General features: G+C 63.1%; 13 protein-coding genes. 5 read left to right on the top strand and 8 right to left on the bottom strand.

From position 1 onward, the window contains the following. Window positions 1–32: 32 nt before the first annotated feature. The gene (locus THL1_RS10685; protein WP_069083245.1) at window positions 33–1,430 is read right to left on the bottom strand and encodes an amino acid permease; all 1,398 of its coding nucleotides are present in this window, start codon (window positions 1,428–1,430) and stop codon (window positions 33–35) included. Between the two features lie 96 nt (window positions 1,431–1,526). Next, window positions 1,527–2,993 carry a glyceraldehyde-3-phosphate dehydrogenase gene (locus THL1_RS10680; RefSeq protein ID WP_069086476.1) on the bottom strand — a complete coding sequence of 489 codons (1,467 nt, stop codon included), beginning with the start codon at window positions 2,991–2,993 and terminating at the stop codon, window positions 1,527–1,529. A 136-nt stretch (window positions 2,994–3,129) separates the two neighbouring features. Here THL1_RS10680 and mfd point away from each other — a divergent pair, with 136 nt between their 5' ends. From mfd to THL1_RS10665, 3 genes are read left to right on the top strand one after another with little or no spacing between them, the layout of a single operon-like run. Then, entirely contained in the window at window positions 3,130–6,570 is a 3,441-nt protein-coding gene (mfd, locus tag THL1_RS10675) for a transcription-repair coupling factor (RefSeq protein ID WP_069083244.1), read from the top strand. Between the two features lie 33 nt (window positions 6,571–6,603). Further along, on the top strand, window positions 6,604–7,125 hold the full coding sequence (locus THL1_RS10670) for a CsiV family protein (protein ID WP_069083243.1): 522 nt from the start codon (window positions 6,604–6,606) through the stop codon (window positions 7,123–7,125). A 6-nt stretch (window positions 7,126–7,131) separates the two neighbouring features. Then, complete coding sequence (locus tag THL1_RS10665; protein ID WP_177343825.1) at window positions 7,132–9,765, top strand: DEAD/DEAH box helicase; 2,634 nt, start codon at window positions 7,132–7,134, stop codon at window positions 9,763–9,765. Window positions 9,766–9,838: 73 nt separating this feature from the next. On the opposite strand, the gene THL1_RS10660 is transcribed toward THL1_RS10665, so the two are convergent. Genes THL1_RS10660 through THL1_RS10645 form a run of 4 tightly spaced genes read right to left on the bottom strand, consistent with a single transcriptional unit; the run spans window position 9,839 to window position 12,869 of the window. Continuing rightward, entirely contained in the window at window positions 9,839–10,576 is a 738-nt protein-coding gene (locus THL1_RS10660) for an S-methyl-5'-thioinosine phosphorylase (RefSeq protein ID WP_069083242.1), read from the bottom strand. 10 nt (window positions 10,577–10,586) lie between these two features. Further along, window positions 10,587–11,585, bottom strand: coding sequence for a beta-N-acetylhexosaminidase (gene nagZ / locus THL1_RS10655; protein WP_069083241.1), 999 nt, complete (start codon window positions 11,583–11,585; stop codon window positions 10,587–10,589). Window positions 11,586–11,594: 9 nt separating this feature from the next. Beyond that, window positions 11,595–12,119, bottom strand: coding sequence for a L,D-transpeptidase (locus tag THL1_RS10650; protein WP_069083240.1), 525 nt, complete (start codon window positions 12,117–12,119; stop codon window positions 11,595–11,597). Between the two features lie 42 nt (window positions 12,120–12,161). Beyond that, the gene (locus THL1_RS10645) at window positions 12,162–12,869 is read right to left on the bottom strand and encodes a TetR/AcrR family transcriptional regulator (protein WP_069083239.1); all 708 of its coding nucleotides are present in this window, start codon (window positions 12,867–12,869) and stop codon (window positions 12,162–12,164) included. 233 nt (window positions 12,870–13,102) lie between these two features. Between THL1_RS10645 and lexA the strand changes: the two genes are divergently transcribed. Then, on the top strand, window positions 13,103–13,714 hold the full coding sequence (lexA, locus tag THL1_RS10640) for a transcriptional repressor LexA (protein WP_069083238.1): 612 nt from the start codon (window positions 13,103–13,105) through the stop codon (window positions 13,712–13,714). A gap of 10 nt (window positions 13,715–13,724) precedes the next feature. Continuing rightward, window positions 13,725–14,198 carry an SOS-induced cell division inhibitor SulA gene (gene sulA, locus THL1_RS10635; protein ID WP_069083237.1) on the top strand — a complete coding sequence of 158 codons (474 nt, stop codon included), beginning with the start codon at window positions 13,725–13,727 and terminating at the stop codon, window positions 14,196–14,198. Between the two features lie 81 nt (window positions 14,199–14,279). On the opposite strand, the gene THL1_RS10630 is transcribed toward sulA, so the two are convergent. Together THL1_RS10630 and THL1_RS10625 are read right to left on the bottom strand one after the other, a co-directional pair. After that, window positions 14,280–14,513, bottom strand: a complete 234-nt coding sequence (locus THL1_RS10630; protein ID WP_069083236.1) for a hypothetical protein — start codon at window positions 14,511–14,513, stop codon at window positions 14,280–14,282. Window positions 14,514–14,584: 71 nt separating this feature from the next. Then, complete coding sequence (locus THL1_RS10625; RefSeq protein ID WP_069083235.1) at window positions 14,585–15,103, bottom strand: DUF6586 family protein; 519 nt, start codon at window positions 15,101–15,103, stop codon at window positions 14,585–14,587. Window positions 15,104–15,107: the final 4 nt, after the last annotated feature.

Raw genomic sequence — 15,107 nt, 5'->3', positions numbered from 1 at the left:
CATGGCTCCCGCTTTTCGCTCCTCCGTGTGCCTCAGTGAGCCGTAGCGCGCGAGGCAGACCGCTTGAAGTAGTAGCAGACAGCGATCAGCGCCAGCCAGAAGGGGATGGCGTAGACCGACACATTGATGCCCGGAATCATCAGCATCACGCCCAGGATGAGCGCCACGAAGGCCAGGCACAGGTAATTGCCGATGGGGTACCAGAACGCCTTGAAGAAAGGCTGGATGCCACGGGCATTCATGCTCTTGCGGAACATCAGGTGAGACAGACTGATCATCGCCCAGTTGATCACCAGCGCTGCCACCACCAGAGCCATCAACAGCTCAAGGGCCTTCTGCGGCGCAAGGTAGTTGACCACCACGCAGAGGAAGGTGATCAGGGCAGAAACGCCAATGGCCAGCACCGGTACACCGCGGTCATCCACCTTCATCAGCGCCTTGGGCGCATCGCCCTGCTCGGCCAGGCCGTAGAGCATCCGGCTGTTGCAGTAAACGCCGCTGTTGTAGACCGACAAGGCAGCCGTCAGCACCACGAAGTTGAGGATATGCGCAGCCGTATCGCTGCCGATCAGCGAGAAGATCTGCACGAAGGGGCTGCCGCTGTAGGGATCGCCGGCGGCGCCCAGCGTCTCCAGCAACTTGTCCCACGGGTAGAGCATCAGCAGCACGCTGAGCGCACCGATGTAGAAGATCAGGATGCGATAGATCACCTGATTGATCGCCTTGGGGATCACCTTCTTCGGCTCACTGGCCTCGGCAGCGGTGATGCCTACCAGCTCCAGGCCACCGAAGGAGAACATGATGATGGCCAGCACCATCACCAGGCCTTCGATGCCATTGGGGAAGAAGCCGCCGTGGCTCCAGAGGTTGTCGACCGCCGCCTGCGGTCCACCTTCGCCACTGGCCAGTAGATAAATGCCGAGGACGATCATGCCGATGATGGCCACCACCTTGATCAGGGCGAACCAGAACTCGGTCTCACCGAAGGCTTTCACGTTGGCGAGATTGATCAGATTGATCAGCACGAAAAAGACCGCAGCCGATACCCATGTGGGCACGTCCGGCCACCAGAACTGGATGTACTTGCCCACCGCCGTCAGCTCGGCCATACCCACCAGCACGTAGAGCACCCAGTAGTTCCAGCCGGCGAGGAAGCCCGCATAACCACCCCAGTACTTGTGGGCGAAGTGGCTGAAGGAGCCCGCCACGGGTTCCTCGACGATCATCTCGCCCAACTGGCGCATGATCAGGAAAGCGAAGAAACCGGCAATGGCGTAGCCGAGAATCATCGAAGGACCGGCCGACTTGAGCACCCCGGCCGACCCCAGGAACAGGCCGGTGCCGATGGCGCCGCCCAGCGCGATTAGCTGGATGTGGCGGTTTTTCAGGCCCCTTTTGAGCGGCCCCTGGTGAAGGTGATGTCCTTCCATCTGGGAATTCCCCAAGCGATTCTTGTTATCCGATTACAGACGTAAAAATGAAAAACGGGAGCCCGAAAGCTCCCGTTTTTCACAGGTCACAACTTATTACTGAGGGAAGGCCGGCGGGTTTACACCTGCCATGTCTTCCATCACGCGGACCACCTGGCAGCTGTAACCGAACTCGTTGTCGTACCAGACGTACAGGACGACACGGTTGTCGTTGCAGATGGTGGCTTCGGCGTCTACCACGCCGGCATGACGGGACCCGACGAAGTCAGAGGACACCACTTCCTGGGAGGAGACGTAGTCGATCTGCTTGTGCAGGTCCGAATGCATGGCCGCCTGGCGCAGGTATTCGTTGATCTCGTCGCGGCTGGTGGCCTTCTCCAGGTTCAGGTTGAGGATGGCCATGGAGACGTTCGGCGTCGGTACGCGGATGGCGTTGCCGGTCAGCTTGCCTTTCAGCACCGGCAGGGCCTTGGCGGCGGCGGTGGCGGCACCGGTCTCGGTGATCACCATGTTCAGCGGAGCGCTGCGGCCGCGGCGGCTGCCTTTGTGGAAGTTGTCGATCAGGTTCTGGTCGTTGGTGTAAGAGTGAACGGTTTCGACGTGGCCGTTGACGATGCCGTACTGATCGTCGACCGCCTTCAGCACCGGCACGATGGCGTTGGTGGTGCAGGAAGCTGCCGAGATGATCTTGTCATCAGGGGAAATTTCGCCATGGTTGATGCCATGAACGATGTTCTTCAGGGCGCCCTTGCCCGGAGCGGTCAGGACGACGCGATTGATACCCGGGCACTTCAGGTGCTGGCTCAGGCCTTCGGCGTCGCGCCACTTGCCGGTGTTGTCCACCAGCAGGGCGTTCTTGATGCCATAGGCGGTGTAGTCGATCGAGGCGGGATCATTGGAGTAGATCACCTGGATCAGGTTGCCGTTGGCGGTCAGGGTGTTGTGTTCTTCGTCGATGACGATGGTGCCGTCGAACGGACCGTGCACGGAGTCGCGACGCAGCAGGCTGGCGCGCTTGACCAGGTCATTCTCGGCGCCCTTGCGAACGACGATGGCACGCAGACGCAGGCCGTCGCCACCACCGGTTTTCTCGATCAGGATGCGCGCCAGCAGGCGACCGATACGGCCGAAACCGTACAGGACGACGTCAGTGCCTTCACGGGCAGCGCCGTTCTGCTTGCCAACCACGTCGGCCAGCTCGTCCTTGGTGAACTGCTCGATGCTGCGGCCATTACCTTCGGCCTTGAACTTGGCAACCATCTTGCCCAGGTCCACGGAAGCGGCGCCCAGCTTGAGCTCGCTCATGGCCTTGAGGATCGGGAAGGTTTCGTGAACCGAAAGCTCGGCTTCGTCCGCCAGGCGATGACGAGCAAAGCGGTGAGCCTTGAGGATGGCGATCACGGAGCGGTTGATCAGGCCACGGCCATAGATCGAAGTCACAACATTGTTGTTGCGATAGAGCTGGCCAATCATCGGAATCATGGCTTCCGCGAGGGCTTCACGATCGATCCATTCACCGAGACACTGGTCGGGCTTCTGAGTCACGGGCAGTACCTTCCACATGTAGGGGATGAAAAAAGGGGCTACATTATGACGGCGCGCGCAGTCGCCGGCAATCAGCAGCAGCCTCAACACTGACATCCGCTAGTCGGGATAGTTACAATCCGCCGATCTTTTTCCGACCGGAGCCCAACTGCCCGTGTCCGTACTGCGCCTCCCACCCCTGCCCTCCGCCGCCGGCAAGCAGCAATGGGGCAACCTGCCCGGTGCCGCCCTCAGCCTGGCCATCGCCGAAGCTGCCAGCACTGGCAAGCGTTTCACGCTGCTGCTGACCGCCGACAGCCAGACCGCCGAACGTCTCGAGCAGGAACTCGCGTTCTTCGCTCCCGACCTGGACGTCCTGCACTTCCCTGACTGGGAAACGCTGCCCTACGACCTCTTCTCGCCGCACCAGGACATCATTTCCCAGCGCGTCGACACCCTTTATCGACTGCCCGGAGTCAAGCGTGGCGTGCTCGTGGTGCCCATCACCACCGCCCTGCACCGCCTGGCGCCGACCCGCTTCCTGCTGGGCTCCAGCCTGGTGCTGGATGTCGGCCAGAAGCTCGATGTGGAGCAGATGCGCCTGCGCCTGGAGGCGGCCGGCTACCGCTGCGTGGACACTGTCTACGAACACGGCGAGTTCGCCGTGCGTGGCGCCCTCATCGACCTGTTCCCCATGGGCAGCGACCAGCCCTATCGGATCGACCTGTTCGATGACGAGATCGAAACCCTGCGCACCTTCGACCCGGAAACCCAGCGCTCGGTAGACAAGGTGGCATCCATCCGCCTGCTGCCGGCCCGCGAGTTCCCGCTGGACAAGAAGGCCGTGACCGACTTCCGCGGCCGCTTCCGCGAGCGCTTCGACGTCGACTTCCGCCGCTGCCCCATCTATCAGGACCTCACCAGCGGCATCACCCCGGCCGGTATCGAGTACTACCTGCCGCTGTTCTTCGAGGAATCGGCCACCCTCTTCGACTACCTGCCGTCGGACACCCAGGTGTTCTCGTTGCCGGGCATCGAGCAAGCCGCCGAGCAGTTCTGGACCGACGTGCGCAACCGTTACGAAGAACGCCGTGTCGACCCGGAGCGCCCGCTGGTACCGCCCACCGAAGTGTTCCTCCCGGTAGAGGACTGCTTCGCCCGCCTGAAAGGTTCGCCACGCCTGGTACTTAGCCAGGAAGACATCGAACCAGGCGTCGGCCGCGAACGCTTCTCCGCCCGCGCCCTCCCGGATCTGGCCATCCAGGCCAAAGCCACCGAGCCATTGGCCGCCCTGCGTCGCTTCTTGGAGGAATTCCCCGGGCGCGTGCTGTTCAGCGCCGAATCCGCCGGACGCCGCGAAGTCCTCCTGGAAATGCTCGCCCGCCTCAAGCTGCGCCCGCAGGAAGTCGAAGGCTGGCCAGCCTTCGTCGCCAGCGCCGAGCGCCTGGCCATTACCATTGCACCACTGGATGAAGGCCTGCTGCTGGACGACCCGGGCCTGGCGCTGATCGCCGAAAGCCCACTGTTCGGCCAGCGCGTGATGCAGCGCCGCCGCCGCGAACGCCGTAGCGACGCTGGCGACAACGTCATCAAGAACCTCGCCGAGCTGCGCGAGGGCGCGCCCGTGGTGCATATCGATCATGGCGTTGGCCGCTACCTCGGCCTGATCACCCTGGAGATTGACGGCCAGGCCGCCGAATTCCTCGCCCTGCAATACGCCGAGGAAGCCAAGCTCTACGTACCGGTTGCCAGCCTGCACCTGATCGCCCGCTACACCGGCAGCGATGACGCGCTGGCACCCCTGCATCGACTGGGCTCGGAAACCTGGCAGAAAGCCAAGCGCAAGGCCGCCGAGCAGGTGCGCGATGTCGCCGCCGAACTGCTGGACATCTACGCCCGCCGCGCCGCTCGCGAAGGCTACGCCTTCAAGGACCCAAAGGCCGACTACGCCACCTTCTCCGCCGGCTTCCCCTTCGAGGAAACCCCGGACCAGCAGACTGCCATCGAAGCCGTACTGGCCGACATGCTGGCGCCCAAGCCCATGGATCGCCTGGTGTGCGGCGACGTCGGCTTCGGCAAGACCGAAGTGGCCATGCGTGCCGCTTTCGTCGCCGTGCACAGCGGCAGGCAAGTAGCCGTGTTGGTGCCCACCACCCTGCTCGCCCAACAGCACTACAACAGCTTCCGCGACCGTTTTGCCGACTGGCCGGTGACCGTGGAGGTGATGAGCCGCTTCAAGTCCGCCAAGGAAGTGGAAGGTGCGGCGCAGCAATTGGCCGAAGGCAAGATCGACGTCATCATCGGCACCCACAAACTGCTGCAGGATGACGTGCGCTTCAAGAACCTGGGCCTTGCCATCATCGACGAGGAACACCGCTTCGGCGTGCGCCAGAAGGAGCAGCTGAAATCGCTGCGCAGCGAGGTGGATATCCTCACCCTGACCGCCACGCCCATCCCGCGCACGCTGAACATGGCCGTGGCGGGCATGCGCGACCTGTCGATCATCGCCACGCCTCCGGCGCGTCGCCTGTCGGTGCGCACCTTCGTCATGGAACGGCAGACCACCGCCATCAAGGAAGCCCTGCTCCGCGAGCTGCTGCGTGGCGGCCAGGTCTACTACCTGCACAACGAGGTGGCGACCATCGAGAAATGCGCCGCCGAGCTGGCCGAACTGGTGCCGGAAGCGCGCATCGCCGTCGGCCACGGCCAGATGCGCGAACGCGAACTCGAACAAGTGATGAGCGACTTCTACCACAAGCGCTTCAACGTGCTGGTGGCCTCGACCATCATCGAGACCGGCATCGACGTCCCCAGCGCCAACACCATCGTCATCGAGCGCGCCGACAAGTTCGGCCTGGCCCAGCTGCACCAGTTGCGTGGCCGCGTCGGCCGCAGCCATCACCAGGCCTACGCGTACCTGCTGACGCCCCCGCGCAAGCAGATGACTGATGACGCGCAGAAGCGCCTGGAAGCCATTGCCAACGCGCAGGACCTGGGCGCTGGATTCGTCCTGGCCACCCACGACCTGGAAATCCGGGGTGCCGGCGAACTGCTGGGCGATGGCCAGAGCGGCCAGATTCAGGCGGTCGGCTTTACCCTTTACATGGAAATGCTCGAACGGGCAGTGAAGGCCATCCGCAAGGGCGAACAGCCCAATCTGGAGCAGCCGCTGGGCGGCGGCCCGGAGATCAACCTGCGGGTACCGGCGCTGATTCCCGAGGACTACCTGCCCGATGTGCACGCGCGGCTGATCCTCTACAAACGCATCGCCTCGGCAGCCGACGAAGACGGCCTGAAGGAGCTGCAGGTGGAGATGATCGACCGCTTCGGCTTGCTGCCCGAGCCCACCAAGCACCTGGTGCGCATGACCCTGCTCAAGTTGCAGGCGGAGAAGCTCGGCATCAAGAAGGTCGATGCCGGCCCGCAAGGGGGTCGCATCGAGTTCGACGCCACGACGTGCGTCGATCCGCTGGTACTGATCAAGCTGATCCAGGGCCAACCCAAGCGCTACAAGTTCGAAGGCGCCACCCTGTTCAAGTTCCAGGTGCCCATGGAGCGCCCGGAAGAACGCTTCAATACCCTTGAAGCGCTGTTCGAACGCCTGACCCCGCAGTAGTCTGCGGAATGATTGCCCCTATAAGGAATAACCATGCGTGCCATCCGTAACTTCGCCCTGCTGCTCGCCCTGCTGGCCCCGGCAGCCTTCGCCGACGGCCTCTACTCGGTGGAGATGATCATCTTCCGCCAGGCCGGCGACCCCATTCCTGCCAGCCAGCCGGCCCCGGATGACTGGGCAGCAGGCAGCCAATCCATTGCGGGCAGCGAGCGCGGTACGGCCCTCGATGGCGAAGCGGCCAAACTCAACCCCAATGCCGGCTATGAAGTCCTTTTGCACAAGGCCTGGTCCCAGAACCTGTCCGCCACCCCGAACAGCGTGTCGGTGACCTCCGGCGAGCAGCAACTGGGCCACTATCCGGTGGAAGGCACCCTGGCCCTCACCCTTGATCGCAGCGTCGATGCCCGAGCCGACTTCTGGATCAACCAGTTCGACGGCAGCGGCCTGATCAACACCAGCGAGCGCCTGCGCCAAGGCACCCGCCTCAAGAACGGCGAACTCACCTACCTCGACCACGGCAACCTGGGCATCCTGATTCGCGTCAGCCCGCTCTAAGGCCCCATGAGCGCCCTGCTCGACCAACTGAGGCACGTGGATTGGCACCTGGACTTCGATCCAGGCGCCGTCTCGCGGGGCCAGGCCTACGCGAAAGAAGACCGCATCCGCCTGCTCAGCCTGAGCGACACCGCCATCGAAACCAGCTGTGAAGGTTCCGCCGGCCATTTCTATACCCAGTTGATTCGACTGGCCCCCCAGGGCCTGGGCGTCGTCGGCCGCTGCAGCTGCCCCGTGGGCTTCAACTGCAAGCATTGCGTCGCAGCCATCGTCCATCTGCTGGCACAACCCGCCTCCGGCTGGCAACTGACGCCCACCCCCAGCGAACGACCGGTGGACGACCTGATGCCGGTCCCACACCTGATTCTCGGCAGCCATGCCCAGAGCCAGTACGACCTGCGCAGCGGCCGCATGGTCGGCAGCCAACAGCACCGCGCCGGGCTGCTGTTCGATTACGGCGGCGCCCATGCCCACGGCAAACCGATGCGCCCCGAGCGACTGCACCACCGGGTCAACGGCGAACGAATCTCCATCGCCCGCCAGCCCAAGGCTGAACAGGCCTGGCGCGACAGCCTGCGCCAACTGGGTTTCAAGGAGTCGTTGCGGCAGAGCCTGGCGCTCCCGGCAAACAGCGCTGAAATGTTCGAGCTTCCCAGCGACGAGCAATGGCTGCATTTCATGCGAGAACACCTGCCTGCACTTCGTGAGCAAGGCTGGCAGATCGATATGCGTCCTGGCTTCCAGTTCGACCTGACCCAGGTCGAAGGCTGGTACGCCGAAGTGGACGAAGCACCCGGCCGCGAATGGTTCGACCTCGAACTGGGCATCGTCGTCGAAGATCGCCGCATCAGCCTGCTGCCCGTGCTGCTGCGCCTGATTCAGCGCAACCCGGAGTTGCTGGACCCACAGAACCTGCAACGCCGCAGGGACGACGAGCAATTGCGCCTGCAGCTGGACGCCACCCGCGCCTCCGATGGCCGCCCCTTGCAGGTGATGCTGCCCTTCTCCCGGCTCAAACCCGTCCTGACCACTCTAGGGGAGCTCTATCAACGCGACCAGGAGCCGGGGCAGTCTCTTCGCCTGAGCCGGCCCGACGCAGCACGCCTGAGCCAGCTGGAGAACCTGGATCTGCAGTGGCAAGGCGGTGATGAGTTGCGCGAACTCGCGCGCAAACTACGCGACAGCGGAAAGGTCGCCGTGACGCCACCCAAAGGCCTGAACGCGGAACTCCGCCACTATCAGCTCGAAGGTGTGGCCTGGCTGCAAACGCTGCGGGAGGTTGGTGCGGGCGGCATCCTCGGCGACGACATGGGCCTGGGCAAGACGCTGCAGACCCTGGCCCACCTGCTCCTTGAGAAAGAGGCCGGCCGCCTGGACCGCCCTGCCCTGGTCGTGATGCCCACCAGCCTGATCCCCAACTGGCTCGACGAAGCGGCACGTTTCGCGCCGGATCTGCGCACCCTTGCCCTTCATGGTCCGGGACGCAAGAAAGCCTTCGCGCACATGGCAGAACATGACCTGCTGCTGACCACTTACGCCCTGCTCCCGCGCGATCTGGAGCACTTCACGGAACTGCCGCTGCACCTGCTGATCCTCGACGAGGCGCAGTACATCAAGAACCCCACGAGCAAGGCCGCGCAGGCTGCCCGTCAGTTGCAGGCACGCCAACGCCTCTGCCTGACAGGCACGCCCCTGGAAAACCACCTCGGCGAACTCTGGTCGCTATTCCACTTCCTGATGCCCGGCTGGCTCGGCGACAGCCAGAGCTTCCTGCGCAACTACCGCAATCCCATCGAGAAGCAGGGTGACACCACGCGGCTGACTCACCTGAATGCGCGCCTCAAACCCTTCCTGCTGCGCCGCAGCAAGGAAGCAGTGGCCACGGAACTGCCGGCCAAGAGCGAGATCACCCAGTGGGTCGAGCTCAGCGATCGTCAGCGCGACCTCTACGAAACGGTGCGTCTGGCCATGGATAGCAAGGTACGCGACGAAATCGACCGCAAGGGGCTGGCGCGCAGCCAGATCGTGATCCTGGAAGCGCTGCTGAAGCTGCGCCAGGTCTGTTGTGACACGCGCCTGATCGAAGAAAGCGGCGCCCGTTCGCCGCGTGGCAGCAGCTCAGGCAAGCTGGACAGCCTGATGGAGATGCTTGACGAGTTGATTGCCGAAGGCCGCAAGGTCCTGCTGTTCTCGCAGTTCACCAGCATGCTGGCCCTGATCGAGGGCGAACTGCATAAGCACGGCATCGACTACGTGCAGATCACCGGCGATACCCGCGACCGGAGGACGCCGGTGCAACGCTTCCAGAACGGCGAAGTGCCGCTCTTTCTCATCAGCCTCAAAGCCGGAGGCACGGGCCTCAACCTCACCGCCGCCGATACGGTGATCCACTACGACCCCTGGTGGAATCCGGCCGTGGAGCGGCAAGCCACCGACCGTGCGTATCGCATTGGCCAGGATAAACCCGTGTTCGTGTACCGCATGATTTCGCGCGGCACGGTGGAAGAGAAAATCCAGCAACTGCAGGCGCAGAAGGCCGCCCTGGCGCGAGGTGTTCTCGACGGTCGCGAGAAAGAAGACTGGCGATTGCAGGAAGACGATATCGACGCGCTGCTCGCGCCCCTGCCCCGCTTCGCGTGATTCCAGCCTGTGGCGGTGCGGTCAGTGGCATGCCCCGGACGAGATCGTGGCACGACCCCGTCCGGCAGGGCACTCAACTTTTCAACAGATGGGCCAGGACATCGCGCACCTTGCCTATCCCCTCGGCCAGCGCGGCTTCGATCTCGGCCATGGTGATGATGCCTTCGGACTTGCCGGCAGCCGGATTGACCACCAGCGACAGGCAGGCGTAAGGCAGGTCCAACTCGCGCGCCAGAGCCGCCTCGGGCATACCAGTCATACCGACGATATCGCAGCCGTCACGCTCGAGACGGGTGATCTCGGCAACGGTCTCCAGGCGCGGCCCCTGGGTACAGCCGTAGACACCGAAGTCGCTGTGCGGATAGTCGCAGGCATTCAGCGCGGCCAGCAGCTTGCCGCGCAGACCTTCGTCGTAGGGATGACTGAAATCGATATGGGTCACATGGTCCAGATCGCCCTCGAAGAAAGTGCCGATGCGGCCGTGGGAGTAATCGATGACCTGGTGCGGTACCACCAGGTGACCACTGCCCATCGCCGGATGAATGCCACCCACCGCGTTCACCGCAATCACCGCCTGGGCACCGGCGTGCTTGAGCGCCCAGAGGTTGGCGCGGTAGTTGACCTTGTGTGGCGGAATCCGGTGCGGATGTCCGTGGCGGGCCAGGAACAGCACGTCGTGTCCGGCATACTCGCCGTGGACGATACCGGCCGAGGGCGCGCCATAGGGCGTCTCAGGGTTGAGCAGGGCTTTCATGCTCAGGCCATCGAGCTGGGTCAGGCCTGTACCACCGATGATGGCGAAGACGGTCATGGAGGTTTCCTCAATCGATCAACTGGGCTTCACGCAGGTCTGCAACAGCCTGCAGCCAGCGGGGATCCTGTCGGTACTCGGTACCGGGGAAGGCGCGGCGGCGCATGCGCGCCAGGCTCGCCGGTGGCGTGACGCCCAGGCGCTGCAAACGCTCGAGGGCCAGTTCGGCAGACGCTCGGTCATTGCATACCAGGCCCATATCGCAGCCGGCGGACAAGGCAGCTTCGATACGCTCGGCAGCGTCGCCCACCACGTGGGCGCCAGCCATGGACAGGTCATCACTGAAGATGACACCGGAAAATTGCAGTTCGCCACGCAGGATGTCCTGCAACCAGCGCCGGGAGAAGCCGGCGGGCTGGTTGTCCACCTGCGGATAGATGACGTGGGCCGGCATCATGCCATCCAGTTGCGACGCAAGCCGGGTAAAGGGAACCAGGTCGCTTGCGCGAATCTGCTCGAGGCTACGCTCGTCTGTCGGGATAGCCACATGAGAGTCGGCCTCCGCCCAGCCATGGCCAGGGAAGTGCTTGCCGGTGGCAGCCATACCGGCCTGGCGCAGGCCACGAATGAAGGCGCCGGCCAGGCGCGCGGCGCGTTCCGGATCTCCCTCGAAGGCACGACTGCCAACCACGGCGCTGCGCTGGTGATCGAGATCCAGCACCGGCGCGAAGCTGATATCCAGGCCAACTGCCAATACTTCCGTCGCCATCAGCCAGCCGCATTGCTCGGCCAGGTGCTCGGCATTGTCGTTGTCGGCCAGGGCTCGCATGGCCGGCAGGCGCAGAAAGCCCTGTCGCAGACGTTGCACGCGCCCACCTTCCTGGTCGACAGCAAGAATCAGGTCAGGACGCACAGCGCGGATAGACGCGCAGAGTTCTCGAACCTGCCGGGGGCTCTCGATATTGCGGGCAAAAATGATCAGACCGGCGACTTCCGGCTGACGGAGGATCTGTCGATCCTCAGCGCTCAGCCAGGTGCCGCCGACATCCAGCATCAAGGAACCTTGCATGGAAAATCCTTAGGAGAGTTCAGCCGCCGCCCAGACAGGGCACGGCGCTTCGTCTATGCGTACCGCACAGTGGACGGGTACCCGGTCGAAGAGTTCCAGCACATCGGCATTGCGCAGACGAATGCACCCATGGGAACGGGGTACTCCCATGGGCTCGCTGTCCGGCGTACCGTGCAAATAGATATAGCGACGGAAGCTGTCCACGTTGCCCAACCGATTGCGCCCAGGCTCGCGACCGCTCAACCAGAGGATGCGGCTGAGGATCCAGTCACGCCCAGGGAAGCACTCATGTAGCTCGGCGTTCCAGACTTCGCCAGTCCAACGTCGGCCACGCAGCACCGCACCGAGAGGCAGCCCCTCCCCGATGCGCGCACGCACCTGATGCAGGCCGCGGGGAGTGCAGTTGGAACCACTGGTTTCGCCCGCGCCGTTCAGCGCTGTAGACACGGGCATGCGCAGCACCAGCCGCCCATCGGCAAAGCCGTAGAGCTGCTGGTCGGCAATGGAGATATGCAGGAGATCGAGGGTTTGCATGGGCCGCAAGCTTAGCCGATCAGCCTGCCTGCGCCCATCGTTTTAAGCCTTGGCGGGCACTGCGGGAGTCTTGCTACGGGGCTTGAGAACGGCACTGGCCAATGTTTCGTCGGTGACCCCCGTTTCAGCTCGCATGCCGGCAGCCAGGAAGGGCACCATCAGGCGCATGACCTGCTCAATGGAGGTATTAACACCGAAGTCATTTTCCGCCATAGCCCGCAGCGCCTTGATACCGGACATGCTGAATGCGGCAGCACCGAGCATGAAATGCACGCGCCAGAACAGCTCCAGTGGAGGTACTTTCGGGGCCGACTCGTTGACCAGCAGCATGTAGCGACGAAAGACCTTGCCGTAAACCTCTTCAAGGTACTTGCGCAGGTGTCCCTGGCTCTGACTGAATGCGAGCCCGAGCAGTCGCATGAAAATTGACAGATCATTGCCGCTTCGGGGTTTGACTGCCAGCGACTGTTCGACGAGCATTTCCAGCAGCTCTTCAAGGCTGGCCTTGCTTTCCGCCTTGGTCTGGCGCCTGTCCAGCTCACGCTCCAAGCTCTGGCAGAACGGACCGAGGAAGCGCGAGAAGACCGCCTGGATCAGCGCCTTCTTAGATCCGAAGTGGTAGTTCACTGCCGCCAGGTTCACCCCGGCCTTGCTGGTGATCAGGCGCAACGAAGTCTCGGCAAAGCCTTTCTCCGCGAACAGCTGTTCCGCAGCATCCAGAATGCGTTCAACGGTTTCCGACTGGGCCATGGCTCCTCCGCCTGACAAACACTTGTTTGAAACATACGTTTCAGCCGGCTGCCCTGTCAAGCCGTGCTCACCATTATCTGACGCAACGGTCACCCGCCCCGCCATCACTGCCCTGGAAGAAGCGACCTCCCCCAGCAAGCCCGCCTGTTCGCCCCTCACTTGAAAAGAAGCGTTGCCAAGGACGGATCACTGTATATAATCCCAGTCACTGTATAAAAAGACAGAGCGCCGCCATGCTGAAACTGACGCCCCGCCAAGCCGAGATTCTCGCATTCATCAAGCGCTGCCTTGAAGACAATGGCTTTCCCCCTACCCGCGCAGAGATTGCGCAGCAACTCGGCTTCAAATCGCCCAACGCCGCCGAAGAACACCTCAAGGCTCTGGCCCGCAAAGGCGCTATCGAGATGACCCCCGGTGCCTCACGCGGCATTCGCATCCCCGGCTTCGAGCCCGGCAACCACGACGAAGACGGGCTGCCTGTGATAGGCCGGGTCGCCGCCGGCGCCCCCATCCTCGCACAACAGAACATTGAAGAATCCTGCCGCATCAACCCGGACTTCTTCCATCCTCGCGCCGACTACCTGCTACGCGTTCGCGGCATGTCCATGAAGGACATCGGAATCTATGACGGCGACCTGCTTGCAGTACATAGCACTCGTGAGGTCCGGAATGGGCAGGTGGTGGTAGCGCGCCTGGGTGACGACGTCACCGTCAAGCGCTTCAAGCGCGAGGGTGACAAGGTCTGGCTGATTGCCGAGAACCCCGAGTTCGCCCCAATCGAAGTCAACCTTGATGAACAAGACCTGGTGATCGAAGGTTTGAGTGTCGGCGTAATCCGCCGCTAAAGGAGGCCTTATGCAGTTCCCGCAGTCGCTTGGTCGGTCGCAGCTCCCGCTGTTCCATGACGCTATTCTGGCCAACCCCGTGGTGCCAATGCTGACGGAGGTGGTGGTTGAGCCCCAACAGGAAGAACCGGAAGCCTTCAGCGAGCTTTCGCTGCGCGGTGCGACCGGGCACTGCCGCCATCTGTTGGCCTCCGTGCTGCGCGAGCTGAGCGAAGAACAAGATGCGCGCTGGCTGACACTGATTGGCGCCCCCGCCGGCCTGACCCGAGACTGGCTGCGTGAGTCCGGCCTGAATCGTGAACGCATCCTGTTGCTTCAGCCCCGAGGGCAACAGAGCGCCCTTGAGCTGACCTGCGAAGCACTGCGCCTGGGCCGCAGCCACACCGTCGTCAGCTGGCTCCAACTGGGACAGAAAGCTAAACGCCAGCTAGCCCACGCCGCACGCCAGGGCAGCGCACAAAGCTTGAACATTCTGCTGGGCTAGAAAGGGGAGCGGGAACAGGCCACGAGCAGCGCCCGTAGACATCAGACTGTAACCGAATCACTCGAAGATTCGGTTTCATCTTCAATGCAGGACGCGAGGACCTTCGTCGTGCGCCATGTCGCCCTCGGCCAGACGACCGGCCATCTGCACGCCGACGTTCAGCATGGCCTTGGCGACTTCCAGGTGATGTCCCTGAAGGAAAGCTTTGGCATCAGAGGAGAAGTCCAGCGTCACCAACGCCTCCTCGTCATCAGCCCGGCGCAGGATAATGCGACCATCAGGCAGTTCGACTATTTCCAGAAAGGACGTAGACATAAGCTCAGTTCTCCACGAAAGGCGGCTATTGTAACAGCCAGCCGCCATCACGCCCTAGTCCGCCGATCAAATCAGCACTCGCTCAAGGTTTCCCGAAAGCGCAAAGCAAGGGATTTCAGGTTTTGCCGCCAAGACTCCAGCGTCTCGCGCGACAACGGGGCAATTTCCTCTCCCACATTGACCGCAGTGATCAGCGGCAGGCCTGGATCAACCTTTGCCTGCTTCGGCACCTGGGGCGGCTGGAAGAGCGCGCGATAGGCAGCAAGAAGCTCCGCCAACCAGGTCTCGCCCTGCTGCGCAAGCTCCACCAGCTCGGCCAACTCAGGACTGGGAGCAACTGCCAGCACGTCCGCCGTCAGCAGAAGCTCTACCCGTGGCGCATTGGCCTCTGGCAGGCGGTAGTACCCGGCAATCTCGTGACAGAGCCCAAGCAATGCGCCGTAGAGGTGGAAGAGCGCGGCTTCGCGTTCGGACTGCACCATCGCCTGGGCATTCATCGCCCGCCCCTCCTCCGCCTTGCGCCAAGACTCCAGCGACAAGCCCGCGAAGAAGAGCTTCTGGTTGGTACGGGTATACAGCTCATGGGCCATCAGG

This window comes from Pseudomonas sp. TCU-HL1 (assembly GCF_001708505.1).
In the GTDB taxonomy this organism is placed as follows: Bacteria; Pseudomonadota; Gammaproteobacteria; order Pseudomonadales; family Pseudomonadaceae; genus Metapseudomonas.
The sequence above is the reverse complement of the archived record's forward strand: the minus strand, read 5'-3'. Positions and strand labels throughout refer to the sequence as shown.

What these genes read in the sequence shown, in the direction of transcription:
- lexA (WP_069083238.1), top strand. Translation starts at nt 13,103, where the DNA reads ATGCTGAAACTGACGCCCCGCCAAGCCGAGATTCTCGCATTCATCAAG.
- THL1_RS10660 (WP_069083242.1), bottom strand. Translation starts at nt 10,576, where the DNA reads ATGACCGTCTTCGCCATCATCGGTGGTACAGGCCTGACCCAGCTCGAT.
- THL1_RS10665 (WP_177343825.1), top strand. Translation starts at nt 7,132, where the DNA reads ATGAGCGCCCTGCTCGACCAACTGAGGCACGTGGATTGGCACCTGGAC.
- THL1_RS10630 (WP_069083236.1), bottom strand. Translation starts at nt 14,513, where the DNA reads ATGTCTACGTCCTTTCTGGAAATAGTCGAACTGCCTGATGGTCGCATT.
- sulA (WP_069083237.1), top strand. Translation starts at nt 13,725, where the DNA reads ATGCAGTTCCCGCAGTCGCTTGGTCGGTCGCAGCTCCCGCTGTTCCAT.
- THL1_RS10645 (WP_069083239.1), bottom strand. Translation starts at nt 12,869, where the DNA reads ATGGCCCAGTCGGAAACCGTTGAACGCATTCTGGATGCTGCGGAACAG.
- nagZ (WP_069083241.1), bottom strand. Translation starts at nt 11,585, where the DNA reads ATGCAAGGTTCCTTGATGCTGGATGTCGGCGGCACCTGGCTGAGCGCT.
- THL1_RS10670 (WP_069083243.1), top strand. Translation starts at nt 6,604, where the DNA reads ATGCGTGCCATCCGTAACTTCGCCCTGCTGCTCGCCCTGCTGGCCCCG.
- THL1_RS10685 (WP_069083245.1), bottom strand. Translation starts at nt 1,430, where the DNA reads ATGGAAGGACATCACCTTCACCAGGGGCCGCTCAAAAGGGGCCTGAAA.
- THL1_RS10650 (WP_069083240.1), bottom strand. Translation starts at nt 12,119, where the DNA reads ATGCAAACCCTCGATCTCCTGCATATCTCCATTGCCGACCAGCAGCTC.
- THL1_RS10625 (WP_069083235.1), bottom strand. Translation starts at nt 15,103, where the DNA reads ATGGCCCATGAGCTGTATACCCGTACCAACCAGAAGCTCTTCTTCGCG.
- THL1_RS10680 (WP_069086476.1), bottom strand. Translation starts at nt 2,993, where the DNA reads ATGTGGAAGGTACTGCCCGTGACTCAGAAGCCCGACCAGTGTCTCGGT.